Origin of the sequence: Flavobacterium araucananum (assembly GCF_002222055.1) — a bacterium.
Lineage (GTDB): Bacteria > Bacteroidota > Bacteroidia > Flavobacteriales > Flavobacteriaceae > Flavobacterium > Flavobacterium araucananum.
Map to the genome: position 1 here is coordinate 267,189 of NZ_MUGS01000004.1, position 18,001 is coordinate 285,189.

The window sequence follows — 18,001 nt, forward strand, 5'->3', positions numbered from 1 at the left end:
TGACTCCGTTCCTGTTTTAAAAAAAATAAAGAATTTGGGCTTGCCACTAAAGTTGGACTTTAAGTTCCGGATTTCCCATTCGTACCAATATTTTTCGTTCTAAATCGGTCGTTTTTTTTCGACCATGCATAACTGCCGAGTTGTCTATCATGATTACATCTCCTTTTTGCCAGTTGACTTTTACGGTAATTTCTTCTGCTGCGGTAACCACTTTTTCAATATAAGAATAAGGAATTGGAGTGCCATCAGCCAAGCGAATTACCATAGGGCAAAATTTTGCATCGTCGCCAAGATGTTGTTTTACTTCGCCCTGATTAAATGAAATTTCGGCAAAATAGATGTAGAGCATATTATTGATAAAAATTGACTCACCTGTTTCGTCATTGTATGTAATAGGATCACACGTATATTCTATTTGCACGGCAAGATCATCCTGAAGGGAAACTGTTAAACCTTTGGCTTCACAAAATTCTTCCAGCTCAGTATAACTGTCCGTCATAAAAGCTTTTTGCCAATCGCCATCAGGTAAGTAGCGTATATATTTGATCTGGTTCGATAAAAAAAACTCTTTTGTATCCTGATCCAGGGCGCTAAAAAGTTTTGCTCCGTCGCATAAAGTAGTCTGTCCGCCGTCTTTTGGCGGTATAAGACAATAAAAATAAAGTAGTTCCGGCGGATCCTGCATATAATACATTTCTCCGTGTAGCGGAATCGTAAAGTTCTGAATGCTTCCGGTTGCAGTCATCAACGTTTTATCGTTGTTTATTTGTTCTCTGTCAATACTTTTCCATCGCGATCCACCTCCCTGATAATCAGAGAAATCTTTTATAAACTGATTGCTGAAGGTCGTAAAGCCATCGACATCAAAGTTAAATCCTCTGAATAATAAGGCTTTGTGCTTTTTGTAGAGGGAAAATATTTCGTCCTGGTCTAAATCGTATGGAATGTTTTTATCCAAACGTTCGATTAACAATCCAACTGAATTGTCAAGTTTGCTAATTGTTATATTTGACAAAATGATAGGTTTTTAGGTTAAGTTTAAAATGAAAGCAACCTTGATTAGAGGTTGCCTTCAATTCAAGATTGTTTTACTTTTTTGCAGTAAATGCATTTAAGAAATCATGTGCGTCTGCAATGGGGATAATTTCTGTAAAACTTGCTTTAAAAAGAGGATTGCTCCTTACGATTGAGGCAAGTTCAACAGTGTCTTTTGCGTTGATTACAACGATTGATCCTCCTGAAATAACGGCATACGCTTTTTCGATTGGGCTTTTAGGATCGTCTACAAGTGCTTTTACTTGTGCTCCTGAATCTGCTGTGGCATTTAAGCCATGACCTTGGCCGTTTGGCCTGCTAATAACTAAAAATTTCATATTTAATGGTTTTAAGATTACATGTTGATTGAAATACTCTTTAATTGTAAATAGGTGTCGAATTAATAATTTTATTAGTCTCTTTTAACCCGCTGGGTGCAATTCTTTTTAATACATAGAAACATAAACTCTGGTATCTCAAAAAAGGCATTTGACTTGATTAAAATGCACAGAGTTTTGCTATGTGAAAGAAAGGTGTTACTTTTTTGTATTCTTTTTTAGGTATAAAATCTATGTTTCTATGTGTTGAAATAAAATTTTCATGGCTCGAATCAAGCGAACAGACGAAGTAATTACTTTCAACGGGTTATTAAGTGTTTGATCTTTAATACAGTAGTAAAAATATATATAACCATACTATTTGTAAGATTAAATTGTCATGAAACAGGTTTTTAGTGTCATGAAAAGGTCGTTTTGCTAATTGCTAATTATTAATTATTAATTATTAATTATTAATTGTGAATTGTGAATTGTGGAATGTTGAATGTAGATTTTAGATTGTAGATTTTAGATTGTAGATTTTAGATTGTAGATTGTGGATTGTAGATTGTGGAATGTAGAATGTGGATTGTAGATTGTGGAATGTAGATTGTGGAATGTAGATTGTGGAATGTAGAATGTGGAATGTAGATTTTAGATTGTAGATTGTAGATTGTAGATTGTAGATTGTAGATTGTGGAATGTAGAATTTGATTTTTGGATCGTAAGAGCATGACAAAGCAGCACAATTCTTATTATTAAGAATGTGGCTCGTAAAAAATAGAGAGGAGAGAGTCTCTTATTTTGGTGTAATTTGATTTTTAGGATAACAGAATTACACCTTGTGGTAAAGTGGAATAAAGAAAATAGATATCAAAATATCTTGCTCAGGTAATTTTAGTAATTATTAGTTGTGCCGTTAGGCACATAATATTGGTAGAAAAACAGGCATTGAAATAAATTTAGCGTGCCGTAGGTACGCAATAGTTATCATTTTGTTGCGTACCTACGGCACGCCAACGTATTTCTAATCTACAATGATTACCAATATTTAGTGCCTAACGGCACATTTTAAGTATTGATTCGCATTAATACTTAAATTAAGATTTCGTTCCTTTTTTCTTTTTGCCTAACCAAATTAATAAACTCGTAAAAAATAGAGAGGAGAGAGTCTCTTATTTTAGTGCAATTTGATTTTTAGGATGACGCAATTATACCTTGTAGTAAAGTGGAATAAAGAAAATAGATATCAAAATATCTTGCTCAGGTAATTTTAGTAATTATTAGTTGTGCCGTTAGGCACATAATATTGGTAGAAAAACAGGCATTAAAATAAATTTAGCGTGCCGTAGGTACGCAATAGTTATCATTTTGTTGCGTACCTACGGCACGCCAACGTATTTCTAATCTACAATGATTACCAATATTTAGTGCCTAACGGCACATTTTAAGTATTGATTCGCATTAATACTTAAATTAAGATTTCGTTCCTTTTTTCTTTTTGCCTAACCAAATTAATAATCCTGAAATGGGTAATGTTATCGCAAAAAGACAAACCAAAAATGCAATAATTTTGGTTGGAAGACCATAAATGCTACCGGTATGAATAGGGTAGTTAAGACGCTTTATTTTGTCTCCGTTCGAGAAAGATCCGTAGGGTCTTGCCTCAATTTCCCGGGCTGTATATTTGTCAAAATAGGCAGCACTGGATTGATTTGGAATCGTTTTTTCGGAATATTCTTTTAAGACCAAAATACTGTTGATGGTATCAGCAGGCATTCGGATTTGAATGTTTCCTCTATAGGCAAAGGTACTGTCAGTTTTATCATAAATGCTTTGATAAAAGGCAGTATTATTGAGTTTAGGATCTATTTTAGTTGGATTTTCTACCTTTGCAGATCGTTTTTTTGTGGTTCCGTCAGCCAGGAAATAAACGCCATTTTGAAACCAGGTAAAAGCAAATGATAATCCCGTAAGGGAGATTACCAATAAAAATAAAAAACTGTAAAAACCAAAAGTCGAATGAAAATCCCAATTGACTCTTTTGAACGAAGCACTCCATTTTACGGTTATTCTTTGTTTTAGGTTTTTAATCTTTTTTGGCCACCATAAAATGATTCCGGAAATAAGCATAAAAGCAAAAATCAAACAAGAAGTTCCCATGATAATTTCGCCAAATTCGCCCAGTAATAATTGTCGGTGAATGGATAAAACAAAAACAAAAAACCTGCTTTCCTGCGGTGTTGTTGCCAGAATTTTTCCGGTATAGGGATCAATAGAAAAAAATTGAACCTTTTTATCAGTATCCTTCGCAATAATCTGCATGGAGCGCGAAGGGTCATTGAAGGTATAAATGCGGTTTATTTTTTTTATTGCATATTGTTTTTGTAGTATATCTGTGCAATAATCAATCGTTTTTTTAGTCTTTCCTATAGTAGCAACGTTATAATATTCAGGATTTATGGCTTTGTCAATTTCTTTTTCAAAAACTAAAATACTTCCGGTTAATGCAGCAATAAAAACAATTAAACCAGAGCCAAGTCCTAACCACAAGTGTAATAAGCCAATATTTTTTTTAAATGTTTTCTTCATAAATAAACTACTTTTTAGAGCTGTAAATTCAATTCCTGACTACAGATCCCGCAAATTGACTGGATTACTATTATACTAGGGGTGCTAAAATTCAGCCACAAATTTATGCTTATTTAGACTAAGTATACAATGTCTTTTAAAAAAAAAGAACAATTAAAAAAAACGTAAAAAAAGTAGTACCATAAAGTACTTTCGGGATTTATAAAGAACTATTTTACGTATTAATTTTTAAGCAAAAGTGTGTTTAAAAAAAACTTCTTAAAAAAATAAGATTACATTTAACAGCATCTCAGCAGCAGAAAAATAGGCTGATTAGGTGTAAAATAGTGAGTATCGAAATAACAATTCTATAGAATAAATAGAAATATTACTTGTTAAACGATTATTAATTTTTACTTTTGCGCTGTTTTTATTGATTCTAAATAAAAACAAATACTAACCAAATTTAAAAATTAATGAAATATCTTAGTCTAAGAACATCAAAGTTTTTATTTATCATTAGCTGTTTATTTTCAGTCTTTATATCATTTGCACAAAATAGCGGAAAAATAACCGGAATTATTACTACTTCTGACGGAAAATCATCTTCCGGAGTAACAATTATTCTTAAAAATACAAAATACAAAACCAGTACCAATAGCAACGGAAGTTTTAAATTTAATAAAGTTGCCGAAAATATTTATACCCTGGAAGCTTCCTTATCAGGTTATGAAACTATCGAGCAGCAAATTACGATTGTCAATAATGAAACTGCAACGGTTAATCTTCAATTGAAATTTACAGGCAAAACGGATACTAATCTGGCAGAAGAAACTTCAGAAAAAAGTGGTGCTGAGCTTAATGAGATTATTGTTTCGGCAAGCAGAAAGGTAGAAACACTATCAAAAACACCATCATCTGTAACGGTAATCAATGCAAAAGACATCGACGATTTATCGATCGTGAGTCCAAACATTGCAAATATAGTGGCTTATGCAGTTCCTGGTTTAGGATCTGCGACAAACAATACCGGAAATTACGGGCAAACACTTCGCGGAAGAAATCCTCTGGTTCTTATAGACGGAATTCCGCAATCGACACCGCTAAAATCTGCCGGAAGAGAATTGCGTTCTATAGATCCGTCAGTAATCGAACGAATTGAGGTTATCAAAGGGGCAACGGCTATTTATGGTAATGGTGCTGATGGCGGATTGATTAATTATATTACGAAATCCGGTAAAACTCAAAAGAAATTTGCAGGATATAGTGAGGCAGGAACTAGCGGAAATATTAAAGGTGATAGTACGATAGGATATCGATTGAACCAACAGTTTTATGGTAAAATCAATAAATTCAATTACATAGTGGCGGGTACTTACGAAAAAACAGGTGTTTTTCGTGATGGCGAAGGCGAAGTGATTTCTCCTGAATATGGATTGGGTGAAACGAAAACATATAATATTTTTACGAAACTGGGGTACGATTTGACAGATAAACAAAGAATTGAAGTGATGTATAATTATTTTAGTTCGAATCAGGATTCTGATTTTATACTTAAAAATGGTGTCTATGGCGTGAGTCCTGCAATTGGTGTTTTAGGCAACAGACCCGGAGTTGACGAAGGAACGCGTTATAATCACAATGCGAACCTGCAATATGTAAACAAACAAATTTTTGGCAATACGTCGTTGACTGCTAACATCTATTTTCAGGATTTTTTGACTATATTTTCTAATTCTACCTTTTTCTACGGAAGCGGACAGTCTCAAACAGCATCGGCCAAAAAAGGTTTAAGAGTATATTTGAATTCTCCGTTTACAGTTTCTTCAAACTTTACGGGTGATGTTACGTATGGTTTTGATTTGCTGAACGATAAAACCAATCAAAAATTGGTTGATGGCCGTGTCTGGGTTCCAAATATCAATATGGTCAATCTGGCTCCTTATGCACAATTATCGACACAACTTTTTAGCGACTGGACGGTAAAAGTAGGTTTACGTGCAGAGAATATCAAAATAAATATTGATGATTATAATACGCTGGCAACGGGAGCAAACGGGGCGGGAAGTATTGCTGTAAAAGGCGGTGATCTTACCTATGATGCTTTTGTTTTTAACACAGGTATTCGATATTCGAAATTTAAATTTTTTAACCCTTTTGTGAGTTTCTCTCAGTCTTTCTCTGTATTTGATCTTGGTCGCGTGCTTACTAATGCAAAAGAAGATGCGATATCAAAATTGCAAACTAAACCTATTATCGTTAATAATTATGAAGGAGGTTTTAGCAGTCAGTTAGGGAAATTAAATTTAAGTGCGGCTTATTATTTTAGTACGTCTAAATTGGGTACGAATCTGGTTCAGGTAGATGGTTATTTAGTAGCAGAACGTTTACCGGAACGTGTTTGGGGTTATGAAGTTCAGGCAGATTACCAAATTATCAAACAAATAACGGTAGGAGGAAACTACGCCTATGTACAAGGTAGGGGCGATAAAGATTCTGATGGACATTTTTATGGCGATACTGATATTTACTTAAAATCAAACCGAATTCCTCCGGTTAAAGTAACAGGTTATGCAAAATATGGTGACAAGAGGTTAAACGTAGAGTTGTACTGGATGCTGGTTGGCGATCGTAATCTTTTTCAGCCCAATGCCAAAGGCGCTTATGCTATTGGCGAAGGTCCGATAAAATCTTTTAATTTATGGAACCTGGCTACAGCTTATAAAGTTACGGACAGTATCAGGGTAAAACTTGGAATCGAAAATTTATTAAACAAGGATTATTATACGACCACGTCTCAGTTTTATGGTACAAATGCCAATTATACCAGAGGAAACGGTGCAAGATTCAACCTGGCGCTTGGTTATAGTTTTTAGAGTTTAGTATACAGTTTTCAGTCGCAGTCGCAGTACTCAAACTGTAAACTGAGACTGAGAACTGAGACTGAGACTGAGACTGAGAACTGAGACTGAGAACTGATACTGAGAACTGATACTGAGAACTGATACTGAGAACTGAGACTGAGAACTGAGACTGAGAACTGAGACTGAGAACTGAAACTGAGACTGAGACTGAGAACTGATAAGATTTTTTGTTTTTTTATTTGAGAGGTTTCTGGCGATTTTTTGTCAGGAACCTTTTTTTATTTAAAAAGTCTCTAAAAAAAATCTCGCAAAGACGCAAAGTCGCCAAGTTTATGTAATTCCTTTGCGACTTCGCGTCTTTGCGAGAAATTCATTAGATAAGCATTAAAAACATTTTCATTAATTTAAATAAATTATGTTCGGACTAACAAGAAAACTGAAAACCGCGACTGAATACTAAACTAAACTCTCCATTTCCAGCCATTCCTTCAGCAGCGGATAATTTACTTTTCCGTTTGGCGTAAGCGGTACATCCTCGATAGGCATTACTTTTAGAGAATTGGCATGAAGATTCAGTTTTGCTTTTAGAACCTTTAAAATTAACTCTTTATTCAAATTCTGATCCGTATACATAACGGCCAAATGTTTGTCGTTTATTCCTAAACAAATAAACGTTTGTCCGCCCAAAGCATCTTTCAAAAGAAGCTCAGTTTCGTCGAGATTCAGCCGTACTCCAAATAATTTTACAATTCGTTTTATTCTGCCTACAATATAGTAGTAACCTTCGTCATCTTTTCTGGCTTTATCGCCTGTATAAAGTTTTTCCTGTTGTTCAAAAAACTGAAGATCGGATCTGACATTGGCATAACCTCCAAAAACATTTGGACCGGTATAAATAAGTTCCGACGTTTCATTGTCGATTTCAAATTGTCCGTTTTTGACGGGTAAACCAATCGAAGTTCCTTTTCGTAAAAGATCTTTAGGTGGTAAAAAAGCCATTCGCCCACAGGCTTCGGTCTGACCGTATTGGGCAAAGAATTGTTTGTCGAATTTCTCACTAAAATCAGCTATGGCTTCGATCAGTTTATGATTTAACATTCCGCCAGTATGCGTAAGATATCTTAGAGAAGGATGATCTTTTTTGAAAAAACCAATGCTGTACAACATCTCATAAAAATAAGGAACTCCACCTAATGTCGAGTAGCCATATTTTTTAAAATCTGCCCAGAATTCTTTCTGAAAAGCATCTTTGTCCGTGCATACAATCTGATTTGCTTTGATACAATTTGTTGTAAAAATCGATAAACCGTACACAAAATTTACAGGCACGTTTAGGGGTACAACATCAGTGGTTCGGATGGGCATATATTCCATAATCGACTTTGCGTTTTGTACCAGGTTTTCATCAGAAAGGCGCACGAATTTTGGAGAACCTGTTGTTCCGGACGTACTCAGCAATAGCTTTGTCTTGGCATGTATGGGATAAATTAAATTTACATTTCGTTTAAACAGTACTATTGAGTCAGAAGCATTTACTGCCACGTAGCCTTCTATGGCACTACGAGAAGGATCATAAATATAATAAGGGGTATATTTTTGCTCTAGATTTTCCTTAAAATCCTCCAATAATCCCATTCCTAATAAGGCAATTGTGTATCTGCTTTGATAAAAGTTTAGCAATGTTTCTATTGCCGGCAACTGATTATCATTATATATAAAAACGACAGAACGCAGATTTTCAATTTCTAAAGACTGATGCATATCTGCAATCGACTTTGAAATTCCTGTGCGCGAATCTGTAAAGATCAGTTTTTCGTTTTTTCGGATTAAATCGTATAGTTCCATAAGTTTAGGTCTATTTTAATCGGTTAAGTTTATATTTAACACATAGAAACATAGAAAATTTATATGCAATAAAAGAGTACAAAAAGAAACTAGTTTCTCACACATAGCTATGTGTATTTAAACAAGTGAAACGCCTATTTTTAAGTTTACAAAAGCTATGTCTCTATGTGTTTAAAAATGCCTAACGGTTTGTTCTAATTAATTTCGAATCCGTATTTTTTAAGGATATCTTTTATTTTAGTTACACTTCCCATTTCAAGAATATCTTCCATTTCGATAGAGATTTTATAAGTGCTTTCCAGTTCTTCTACCAAAACCAAATGACTCATAGAATCCCATTCGGCGATTGCCTGATATTCTAATTCATCGTTTACAGCTTCAACAGGAATTTCGAAAGCTCTTGCAAATACGCCATGTAATTGTTCTATTGTACTCATTTTTATAGTGTTAAAATTAAATTGATTTTTTTATGTGTTGATTTTTTTCACGCAGATTTAGCAGATTACAGCAGATGGACACAGATTTTTTTAAAAATTAAATCAGCCATGATTAGTTTAAATCTTTTTAAAATCTGCGTGAAACAAAATTTTAAACTTTGGTATGTTTCCATTTTCCTTTTTTAAAGACAATTATACAGGCTACTGCCAATACAATTTCAGACAAGAGAATGGCTGTAAAAACACCATTTGATCCCAGTTCAAAAGATATCCCTAAGGCATAGGCGAGAGGAATCTGAACGATGTAAAACATCAAAATATAAAGCCAGGTTACGACTTTTACTTCTCCCGCTGCATTAAGTGCTCTCGAAATTACCATGGTATATCCCAGAAGGATGTATGCCATAGATATAAAATGAATGTATCTGGTACTAAAGGAGATAACCTCTGGAATGTCTGTAAAGATCTTGACAACAGGAACGGCAAGAAAAATCCAGGAAATTCCAATTAATACCAGAAATCCCATGTTTAACATTCCGGCTCTCCATACTGATTTCTCGGCTCTTTCGGGTTGTTTTGCGCCAAGATTTTGTCCGGTTAATATTCCCGCTGCATTGCCAAGACCCCAAGCCGGCATTGTGGCAATAGAGGTTACCCGTTGTGCAAGAATATATCCCGCCAGTGCATTAGGACCAAAATGGGACATAATTTTGATCATGAATACCCAGCTTGATGCCGGAATAATAAATTGAACGGTACCGCCAAAAGCTAGTTTTACAACTCTTTTAAAAATGGACAGATTAAATAATAATTGCGCGAATCCAATTTTCAGGACGGTTTTTCCTCTTACAAGAAACCATGCCTGATATAATACACCAATAACTCTGGCAATTAAGGTTGCTAGCCCTACACCAAGTAAACCGTAAGCGGGAATTGGTCCCCAGCCAAAAATGAATATGGGACACAATATAATGTTTAGGGCATTCGAAAGCCAAAGGATTCGCATGGCGGTAGACGCATCTCCGGCGCCACGAAAGATTCCGTTTATGACGATTCTTAGAATCAGGAATCCGCTGGATGCAAACATAACGATTCCGTAAGACGTTCCTTCCTGAACCATAGCACTCGAAAGTCCCATGGCGCTCATAATATCAGTTGTCCAGATTGCACAAACGACACTTATAAGTATTGCAATTGGTGTTGTTACATAGATAACCTGCATGGCAGTCTGACCGGCTGCCTTGAACTTTTTCTCGCCAATTCGTCTGGAAATCATTGCCGATGCTGCGATACCAAGACCTATTGAAACGGAATAACAAAAGGTAATAAATGTAGTGGTTGCTCCTGCAATAGAAATAGCATTGGTTCCTAGCCGACTCACAAAGAAAAGGTTTGAACACACAAATAAAGATTCCATCAGCAACTCTGCAACCATGGGTACAGATAACAAAATGATTGTTTTGTTGATACTTCCGGAGGTAAAATTACTTTCGGTTCCTGCCAGAGAACGCCTTAGAAGCCCAAATAAAGAGCGTGTTTTTAGAATGGCTTCTTTCATGAGTTTTCTTTTTCGATTAACACTTCTTCATTGATCAATTGGTACAACGGATTTGGAATAAAACCGCTTTTTTTCATGTGCGGAAAACCAACAGTTTCTTCATATCCATTATACAAGCGGCGACTATTAAAAATAAGACGTTTGAATTCCGGAATGAACAAATTGTATTTGTCGAACATATCCTGTAACTCAGGATGTTCTTCCTGATATTCTAAGATAATATCATGAACGCAATTCCAAAATGAAGTCTCGGTATAATTTGCATTAGTAATTAATACATCGCTCAGGTATCTGAAAAAGGCATCAAAAACAGCAATAAGTATGGTTAATGGGGCATTTTCCGGATTTGGGGAAGCCACAAACATATTGTCGATAAATTCCTGCGGGAGTTTTTTCTTTCCTTCTTCATTAATCAAAATATCTCCCACAAAGTCCTGCAAAGCGATTCGTGTAGGTACATAATCCTTTAGAATAAGAATGACGTTTTGCCCATGCGGATCAATGCATAAAGAATGTTGGTAATAAATTTGTAGTACCGGTTTAAGATACGCCCGCATATAAGCTTTTAGCCATTGCTCTGTAGAAAGTCCCGATTTTTCGATAAGTTCTTCTGTAAGGCTTTTGCCATGGTCGTCTACATATAATAATGCCGCCATTGTCATTAAATTTTCTCCGTGTTTGAGCGAATTTATTGGACTCTCGCGCCACATTGCACCCAAATATTCATTGTATTGATAGGGAGGATTTTCGATTTTGCTATAACTTGGATGTGTATAGCTAACAGAAACCATTTCGCCCAAAAGAACAACTTCCATTTTTTGCAAATGAGCATCTTTTTTAAGGATATCTTTAAGATACCCGGTAAGACGTGGTGCAATCGATAATTGCCTTGGACACAAACCTCGAATATGACTTGTATTTAAGATCGACATTGCTGTTTTTACATAATGTTTATTGGGTTTGCTTTGATTAAAAAAGGTACGAATGCTTTGCTGGGGACTGTAAATATCCTCTGTTAATTCTAGCACGATAAGATTTTTAGCCGCAATATCATGCGCAAACTGCATGACTAGTTTATTTTGCCATTGCCATAAATGCACGGGAATAAAAATATAATCCTCAGGATTTACTTTCGACTGAATTAGTTTGTTTCTAAAAGTTTCCAGTTTTTCAGGACCAATTTCATTTTCATAAAATGTTTGTTGGCTCATATCCGTTTGCAGGCGTAAAGTTGCTCTGTTTTTATGAGCAGCAATCCAGACTAATCTTGTTTTTTGACCGGATTCGGGCGTATAATCTTCATAATCTTCGGAGTCAAAACCTATTCGGCCTTTGTTTACAATAACCCAGGGATGACCATCAAGACTATGTTCTATGGTTTGAAAATCGGCATCGGCTAATTTTGCAGCAGACAGGCGACGTCTCGAATGTATAAAAGCATCAGCATATAATGTATGCAACAACTCTTCGATATAATGGGCAAGTGTAAAAGAATTAATCCCGAAAGTTTCCTGAAGTTCGATGAAGAAATTTGGAACATCAACTTGATCCAGTTTTATTTCATTTTCTATTTTATGAATGCTTTCTTTGACAATATGCCAGTAATTCAGAAACCTTGGATATGCTGAAAAACTGTAGTAAATATTCTCTTTATCAGTGTCTAATATAAAATGGGTCAGACCATTTTCTTCGCGGTTAATGATTTGTGGTTTCGCTACATCTTCGCGCATTAATTCTGCGATACTTTTGGCAAGCAGGTTTCGGTTTACTTTATCCCAAGTTGCTGAGTTGAGATGCTGTGCGTCTTTGAATGTGTTTTCTGGGGTTGTCATTCTTGTAGAATTTATTAAAATCTAATTATTTTATTGCTCTTTTGGCCTGTTTGGATGCTTAATTTTTAACACATAGAAACATAGATTTTATGTATCAAAAAAGAATACAAAAAAGAAACTCATTTCTTCACACATAGCCAGGCTTTGTGAATTTTAAATAAGTGAAGCGTCTTTTTTTAAGTCCAAAACCTATGTTTCTATGTGTTCAATAATTTTTTATGAAGTAAAGACAACAGGTTACTCGTTTATTAATTCCAAAACATTTGCTTCAGAGAATTCGGGTGTAGTTTTTTGTACACCAAATTGTTGAAAAGCAATTCGTTTTTCGACTTTATAAACTTCACGATTTGCAAGCTGGTTAATAATGATAGAATTTCTGTACGCACCCATTCCCAAATCAGGAGTAGAAAGACCATGCGTATGAAGTTCTGCATTCTGAACAAAAATGTCCGTACCGTTTTTGTCGATCGTATAATTGCGATTTACATTGAACAAACCATTTTCCAGACGGCTAATTTTTGCTTCGATTCCGGATAAAATAGGAGGTTCTTTGTATTTGTAACCTGTTGCCAGAATAACATAATCACTTTGATCCTCAAAAGGTTGATCCAGTTCTGTATGAACAAAATCTAAAGCATAAGAACCCTTGGTAGTTTCATTTACGGCTGTAAGGCGCAAATTCGAACGTAACTCTACATTTAGCGGTTTATCTTCGAGACTCATCTCGTACAAACTATCGAAGATTTCGTTTATCAATTCCTGATCAATCCCTTTGTAAAGCCCGTGTTGTCTGGCTAAAAGTTGTTTTCGTTTTTGATCAGACAAACTATGAAAGTGATCCACATATTCAGGAGAAGTTAATTCAAGCGTTAGTTTAGATTTATTATCCAAAGGAAAAAAGTGCGACGAACGCGTAAACCATTTTAGTTGCAATCCGTTTTCTGTGTCGGGCAAAAGATCACGAAATACTTCGGCAGCACTTTGTCCGGAACCTATTATAGTTACAGCCGTATTTTTAGAAATACGGGATTTAAAATTCAAATAGTTAGAGGCATGAATGACATTAGGCAATTCTTCCTGATCTATAAATTCAGGAACATGTGGCGAAGTTCCTGTACCCAGAACAATTTTATTGGCATAATAAGTAGCTGTTATGCAAGTTTGGGTATTGATAACCATAATTTTGTAAACATCATCGACATACTCTATTGACACTACTTTGTGCGAGAATTTGCAATTAGGCAATTGATTCGCGACCCATTTGCAATATTCGTTGTATTCTCGCCTGTAGATAAAGAAGTTTTCGCGAATATAAAATTTATACAAACGTCCGCTTTCTTTACTATAATTAAGAAAGCTGTATTTATTTGCAGGATCTGCCATGGTGACCAAATCGCCTAAAAACGGAACCTGAAGCGTGGCGTTATTCAACATAAGTCCCGGATGCCAGTCAAAACTTTCAGACTGATCAAAAAACAGTGCCGAAAGTTCTTCAACGGGTTCTATAAGTGCGGCAAGTCCAAGATTAAAAGGACCAATCCCGATCCCGATTACGGAGTATATTTTTTCTGTACGCATTGTGGTATTTTTATAAATTAGATTTGAGGTGCTGAAACGGTATTGTTTTGAAAATCTTTGGCAGCAGGAAATTTTGCCCAATACCATTCTCTGTAACAAAAATTAAGGTTGGCTTTTTTATGTGGCATTTCGATTACTTTCTCGATTTTAAAACCTACATGTGCTTTATTCATCATAGAAGCAATAGAATCTACAGCTCCTTCGCCAACCATTTTGCCTACTTTTATTTCTCCTAATACAAAATCCATCATAGATTGTGTTGCGGGTGAACCGTATTTTAGTTTAGGCTCAATAGGAGCAATAAATTGATGTGTTCCGTAATCTGATGGCAGAACATCATAATATTCGCCAACAATATCACGACTTGCCCAATAAACTTCGATATTAAAAGTAGGAACGCCGTTTGCTTCTCCAATAAAACTGTGCGAATGATCGCCCGGAAGCAACATTCTGTAATAAGCTTCTAATTCGCGAATTGGCCAGTTCATTTGCCATATTTTTAAGGCATGATCGCGATGAAACCATTCATGAAGCATCTCAAGATCTTTGTCAATATCAACGGGACGCAGGGTTATGGTTACAGTATCTTTCTCAAAAAAGCGGCTGAAAACAGTTGTGTTTTCTTTAGGATTAATCAGTTTTTTAGAGAAAAAGTGTTTGTTTAGCGGGTTAGGATATTTTTTGTAAACCGCCGGATTAGTTCTTGGTGCACTGGCTTCATCCATATTGTTTAAACTCGTCAGGAGATTTCCTTTTATGACTAGTTTGACACTATTGGTAAAATGTGCTACAAGACCTGTAGTATCCAGTTCTTCTTCTTTTTTTAAGGCTTCGTAAATAAGATCAAGAAGCGTGCTTTCGTCTGCGAGTTTGTTTTTGCCCAAGATGTTTACTACTCCAAACAAGTGATTGACTAACAAATAATAACCCCAGAAATCAATAATTCTGCTTTCGGCAATAAAAGACCTGCTCTCTTTACCAAAATCCGGAATTAAACGTTCCAGTTCTGCTACTTTTCCCTGACGGAAAAAATAGCCCTGATTGTCTCTAAAATATAGTTTGGAAGGAAAAAGATTTTCATCAAATTCAACCAGCATATTTTGTTGATGAAACTCAGATCCAAATCCGTATTTATTAAAAATACCTACCAACGGTGTTATGGTAATATTCAGGTATTGTCTGAACCATGACAGGGCAGTATCTGTTGCAGTTGCATTTTGTTTTTTTGCAGCTTCATTAATCAGATTAAGTATCCTTGGTGATTCGCCCAAAATGCCGTCCTGACAAAGAGAAGCAACCATTGTTACATTTTTCTTTGCATTGGCGCCGTGAAAAGGATTTTGACGTATGCTGGTGCTAAAACCATCAATAATTTTATCCTGGTAAACTACAGCAATAAAAGCAGGATCTGTAAGGAGCTGTATTTGAGGATAATCTTTCTGAATTCCTTTGCCCCAATCTGTTTTCATCAATTGAGCTGCATCATAACCACGGTTTAATTCATGCAGGTAATTGACACGAAACGAATTGGTAATTTTAACATGCAAAGAGAACTTGTACATCCATTCACTTTCGGCATTATAAACCGTTCGAACAGATGATGTTGCAGTATAAGATGGTCCAAACTGACCCAGATTAAAAAGAATTTGCCTGTCTTGCATTTCTTTTACTTCCTTTTGATCCAATAAATAATTGGCTTCCCAGGGATGCGTTGGAACTACTTTGTACTGGGAATAAATTTCTAATAATTCTTTGGTGCGGGCATCTGCATATTTTGAGATTTCTTCTCTCAGATATTCCGTTATCAAATAATCTTCGGCGCTTTTTTCGATTACATTTTCAGGATGAACAAGAAAAAAGTGTAAACCAAATTTACCTCCGGTTTCAGGAGAATATTGTAGTAATTCGTCTTTGTTAAAACCTTCTCTGCTTTTGGGTAACGGATGTACGGTATGACCTAAAATAAGCGATTGTTCAGATTCTATAAAAGTTTGTTCCGGGCTATTGGCAGTATGATCACTATTGTTGTAGTGTTCGAGATACAAAGCCAGATTGTCGATGCTGTTTTGCATACGTTTTTGCGTAGGCAAAACATCTATTTCAGGATAATCTGTTTTAGAATAAGCGGCAACAAGCGCCGTAAATTCTATTGGATTGATCTCTCTAAATTCATCAGAAGTTACATTTCTGGACACAATAGGAAAACCAAAAGAGTGAACGCCACTTTGAGAAAAGTAGGTCAATGGTGCAAAAACTTCCTCGCCAATAGCTGTAAAATCAACTCTAAGAAAGGAGCTGTGGTCGATCGTCTGCATAAAATCAGCGAGCGTTTGATCGTATTTGGGAATACCTTCGTAACGGCTCCAATTACTAAATTCTCTGCAATAACAATTGAGCAGGGATTTAAAATTGACCTGTTCTGCGAGCTGGCGAAAATTAGTTAAGTCTGTGGTATTCATTTCCATTTTGTTTGATTAGGTTAAGTATATTTTTAATGTCATTTAGGGTCGTAAGCGGATTAAAAATGGTGAATTTGAGGTAGAATTCTCCGTTTACTTTGGTGCTGGCAACCAAAACTTCTCCACTAAAAAAGAGCTTTTCTTTGATGTATTGATTGACTTCGCAAGAGTTAGATTCCGCAGGTCCATCAAGGTATCTAAACACGAGAACTCCCATATCTGAATGGCATAAAAGCTCAAAGTTTTTGTCAGATTCAATGTATTCTGCTGTTTTTTGAGTCGTTTCTATGATAGTATCTGTAAACTGTCCCAGTTTTTCTTTGCCCATATAACGAAGCGTACACCAAAGTTTTAGCGCATCAAAACGACGTGTACTTTGTATAATCGATTTGTTGATTTGTGCGGGAAGTGCATCGTAATTTTGTTCTTTTGGATTCAGATAATCAGCGTGATGCTTGATAATATTGAGATGAAGTTTATTTTTTACAATAAAAGCACTACTGCTTATAGGCTGAAAAAAGGATTTATGATAATCGATAGTAACAGAGTCTGCCAATTCGATTCCGTTTAAAAGATAGCGGTGTTTTTCGCTCAAAAGCAATCCGCAACCGTAAGCAGCATCAACATGAAGCCATAAATTATGGAGCCCGGCAATAGCAGCAATCGCTTGTAACGGATCTACATTTCCAAAATCTGTAGTACCTGCAGTAGCAGTGATAGCGATTGGGATATTTCCTTTTTCTATTTCCTGTGCAATAGCTTTTTCCAGTTTCTCCGGATCCATGCGGTATCTGTGATCGACCCCTACATGTACGATGGCTTGCTCGCCAAGACCTAAAATCCATGCATTTTTATGGTTGCTAAAATGAGCTTTGTCGGATACAAAAACTCTAAATTTTGAAGCATCGGGAGGAAGCCCATCCAATTTAATATTCCATTTTTGATATTCTAAAGCATAATAATCCCTTGCCAACAGCAATCCCATCAAATTACTTTGAGAACCTCCCGCAGTAAAAATTCCGTCGCCTTTAGTGTAACCAATTTGCTCACTTGTCCAATCAATAAGTTTGCGTTCCATAAAAGTTCCTCCCGCACTCTGATCATACGTATCCTGTGATGAATTGATGGCACTTATCAAAACTTCGGCTGCTAATGCAGGTATTACAACAGGGCAGTTTAGGTGTGCGATATATTCAGGCAGGTGATAAGCGGTTGCATGTTTTACATAAAGTTCATCGACTTCGTTCAGTAAGCTTTCGTAATCCGGTAGGGGCGATGCAAAATCTACTGCTTCGACTTTTGTTCTCATTTCCTCCGGTCTGATTCCGCTAAAAGGTTTTCGATTGTTTTTCAGGAAATTAGAAACGCGTTCCTGTGCTAATTTGACTGCATTGGCGTATTCTGAACCGGAATTTTGGTGAAATAGGTCTTTGTAAAAATCCTGTTCCGGCAAAAGTCCTTTGTCAGACACTTCTTCATTGATTAGTGTGGTATTCATAAAAATA

The 18,001-nt window shown here is 35.8% G+C and carries 11 protein-coding genes; 1 reads left to right on the plus strand and 10 read right to left on the minus strand.

Annotated elements, in window-relative coordinates; all coding sequences use genetic code 11:
* Nucleotides 1–46 precede the first annotated feature (46 nt).
* The 3 genes from B0A64_RS03685 to B0A64_RS03695 form a co-directional block, all read right to left on the minus strand.
* Entirely contained in the window at nucleotides 47–1,015 is a 969-nt protein-coding gene (locus B0A64_RS03685) for a TauD/TfdA family dioxygenase (protein ID WP_165769751.1), read from the minus strand.
* Between the two features lie 73 nt (nucleotides 1,016–1,088).
* On the minus strand, nucleotides 1,089–1,373 hold the full coding sequence (locus B0A64_RS03690) for a hypothetical protein (protein WP_089478195.1): 285 nt from the start codon (nucleotides 1,371–1,373) through the stop codon (nucleotides 1,089–1,091).
* Between the two features lie 1,455 nt (nucleotides 1,374–2,828).
* A complete protein-coding gene (locus B0A64_RS03695; RefSeq protein WP_089478196.1) occupies nucleotides 2,829–3,944 on the minus strand; it encodes a PepSY-associated TM helix domain-containing protein in 1,116 nt (371 codons plus the stop codon).
* A gap of 455 nt (nucleotides 3,945–4,399) precedes the next feature.
* Between B0A64_RS03695 and B0A64_RS03700 the strand changes: the two genes are divergently transcribed.
* On the plus strand, nucleotides 4,400–6,799 hold the full coding sequence (locus tag B0A64_RS03700; protein ID WP_089478197.1) for a TonB-dependent receptor: 2,400 nt from the start codon (nucleotides 4,400–4,402) through the stop codon (nucleotides 6,797–6,799).
* A gap of 444 nt (nucleotides 6,800–7,243) precedes the next feature.
* Here B0A64_RS03700 and B0A64_RS03705 read toward each other — a convergent pair whose 3' ends face one another.
* The 7 genes from B0A64_RS03705 to B0A64_RS03735 all read right to left on the minus strand — a co-directional run bounded on the left by B0A64_RS03705 (nucleotide 7,244) and on the right by B0A64_RS03735 (nucleotide 17,994).
* Nucleotides 7,244–8,632 (minus strand): AMP-binding protein, encoded by a 1,389-nt coding sequence (locus B0A64_RS03705; RefSeq protein WP_089478198.1) that lies wholly within the window; start codon nucleotides 8,630–8,632, stop codon nucleotides 7,244–7,246.
* Between the two features lie 194 nt (nucleotides 8,633–8,826).
* On the minus strand, nucleotides 8,827–9,069 hold the full coding sequence (locus B0A64_RS03710; RefSeq protein ID WP_089478199.1) for an acyl carrier protein: 243 nt from the start codon (nucleotides 9,067–9,069) through the stop codon (nucleotides 8,827–8,829).
* 151 nt (nucleotides 9,070–9,220) lie between these two features.
* A complete protein-coding gene (locus B0A64_RS03715) occupies nucleotides 9,221–10,627 on the minus strand; it encodes an MATE family efflux transporter (RefSeq protein WP_089478200.1) in 1,407 nt (468 codons plus the stop codon).
* Nucleotides 10,624–12,459 (minus strand): IucA/IucC family protein, encoded by a 1,836-nt coding sequence (locus tag B0A64_RS03720; protein WP_089478201.1) that lies wholly within the window; start codon nucleotides 12,457–12,459, stop codon nucleotides 10,624–10,626. The genes B0A64_RS03715 and B0A64_RS03720 overlap by 4 nt, the downstream gene beginning before the upstream one ends.
* 237 nt (nucleotides 12,460–12,696) lie before the next feature.
* A complete protein-coding gene (locus tag B0A64_RS03725; RefSeq protein WP_089478202.1) occupies nucleotides 12,697–14,037 on the minus strand; it encodes a lysine N(6)-hydroxylase/L-ornithine N(5)-oxygenase family protein in 1,341 nt (446 codons plus the stop codon).
* A gap of 17 nt (nucleotides 14,038–14,054) precedes the next feature.
* The gene (locus tag B0A64_RS03730; RefSeq protein ID WP_089478273.1) at nucleotides 14,055–16,496 is read right to left on the minus strand and encodes a GNAT family N-acetyltransferase; all 2,442 of its coding nucleotides are present in this window, start codon (nucleotides 16,494–16,496) and stop codon (nucleotides 14,055–14,057) included.
* Nucleotides 16,474–17,994 carry a pyridoxal phosphate-dependent decarboxylase family protein gene (locus tag B0A64_RS03735; protein WP_089478203.1) on the minus strand — a complete coding sequence of 507 codons (1,521 nt, stop codon included), beginning with the start codon at nucleotides 17,992–17,994 and terminating at the stop codon, nucleotides 16,474–16,476. Before B0A64_RS03735 ends, B0A64_RS03730 begins: the two co-directional genes overlap by 23 nt.
* Nucleotides 17,995–18,001 lie beyond the last annotated feature (7 nt).

Bases quoted from the DNA above. Each gene is read 5' to 3' on its own strand.
- B0A64_RS03735 (WP_089478203.1), bottom strand. From the start codon at position 17,994: ATGAATACCACACTAATCAATGAAGAAGTGTCTGACAAAGGACTTTTG.
- B0A64_RS03690 (WP_089478195.1), bottom strand. From the start codon at position 1,373: ATGAAATTTTTAGTTATTAGCAGGCCAAACGGCCAAGGTCATGGCTTA.
- B0A64_RS03700 (WP_089478197.1), top strand. From the start codon at position 4,400: ATGAAATATCTTAGTCTAAGAACATCAAAGTTTTTATTTATCATTAGC.
- B0A64_RS03720 (WP_089478201.1), bottom strand. From the start codon at position 12,459: ATGACAACCCCAGAAAACACATTCAAAGACGCACAGCATCTCAACTCA.
- B0A64_RS03725 (WP_089478202.1), bottom strand. From the start codon at position 14,037: ATGCGTACAGAAAAAATATACTCCGTAATCGGGATCGGGATTGGTCCT.
- B0A64_RS03715 (WP_089478200.1), bottom strand. From the start codon at position 10,627: ATGAAAGAAGCCATTCTAAAAACACGCTCTTTATTTGGGCTTCTAAGG.
- B0A64_RS03695 (WP_089478196.1), bottom strand. From the start codon at position 3,944: ATGAAGAAAACATTTAAAAAAAATATTGGCTTATTACACTTGTGGTTA.
- B0A64_RS03730 (WP_089478273.1), bottom strand. From the start codon at position 16,496: ATGAATACCACAGACTTAACTAATTTTCGCCAGCTCGCAGAACAGGTC.
- B0A64_RS03705 (WP_089478198.1), bottom strand. From the start codon at position 8,632: ATGGAACTATACGATTTAATCCGAAAAAACGAAAAACTGATCTTTACA.
- B0A64_RS03710 (WP_089478199.1), bottom strand. From the start codon at position 9,069: ATGAGTACAATAGAACAATTACATGGCGTATTTGCAAGAGCTTTCGAA.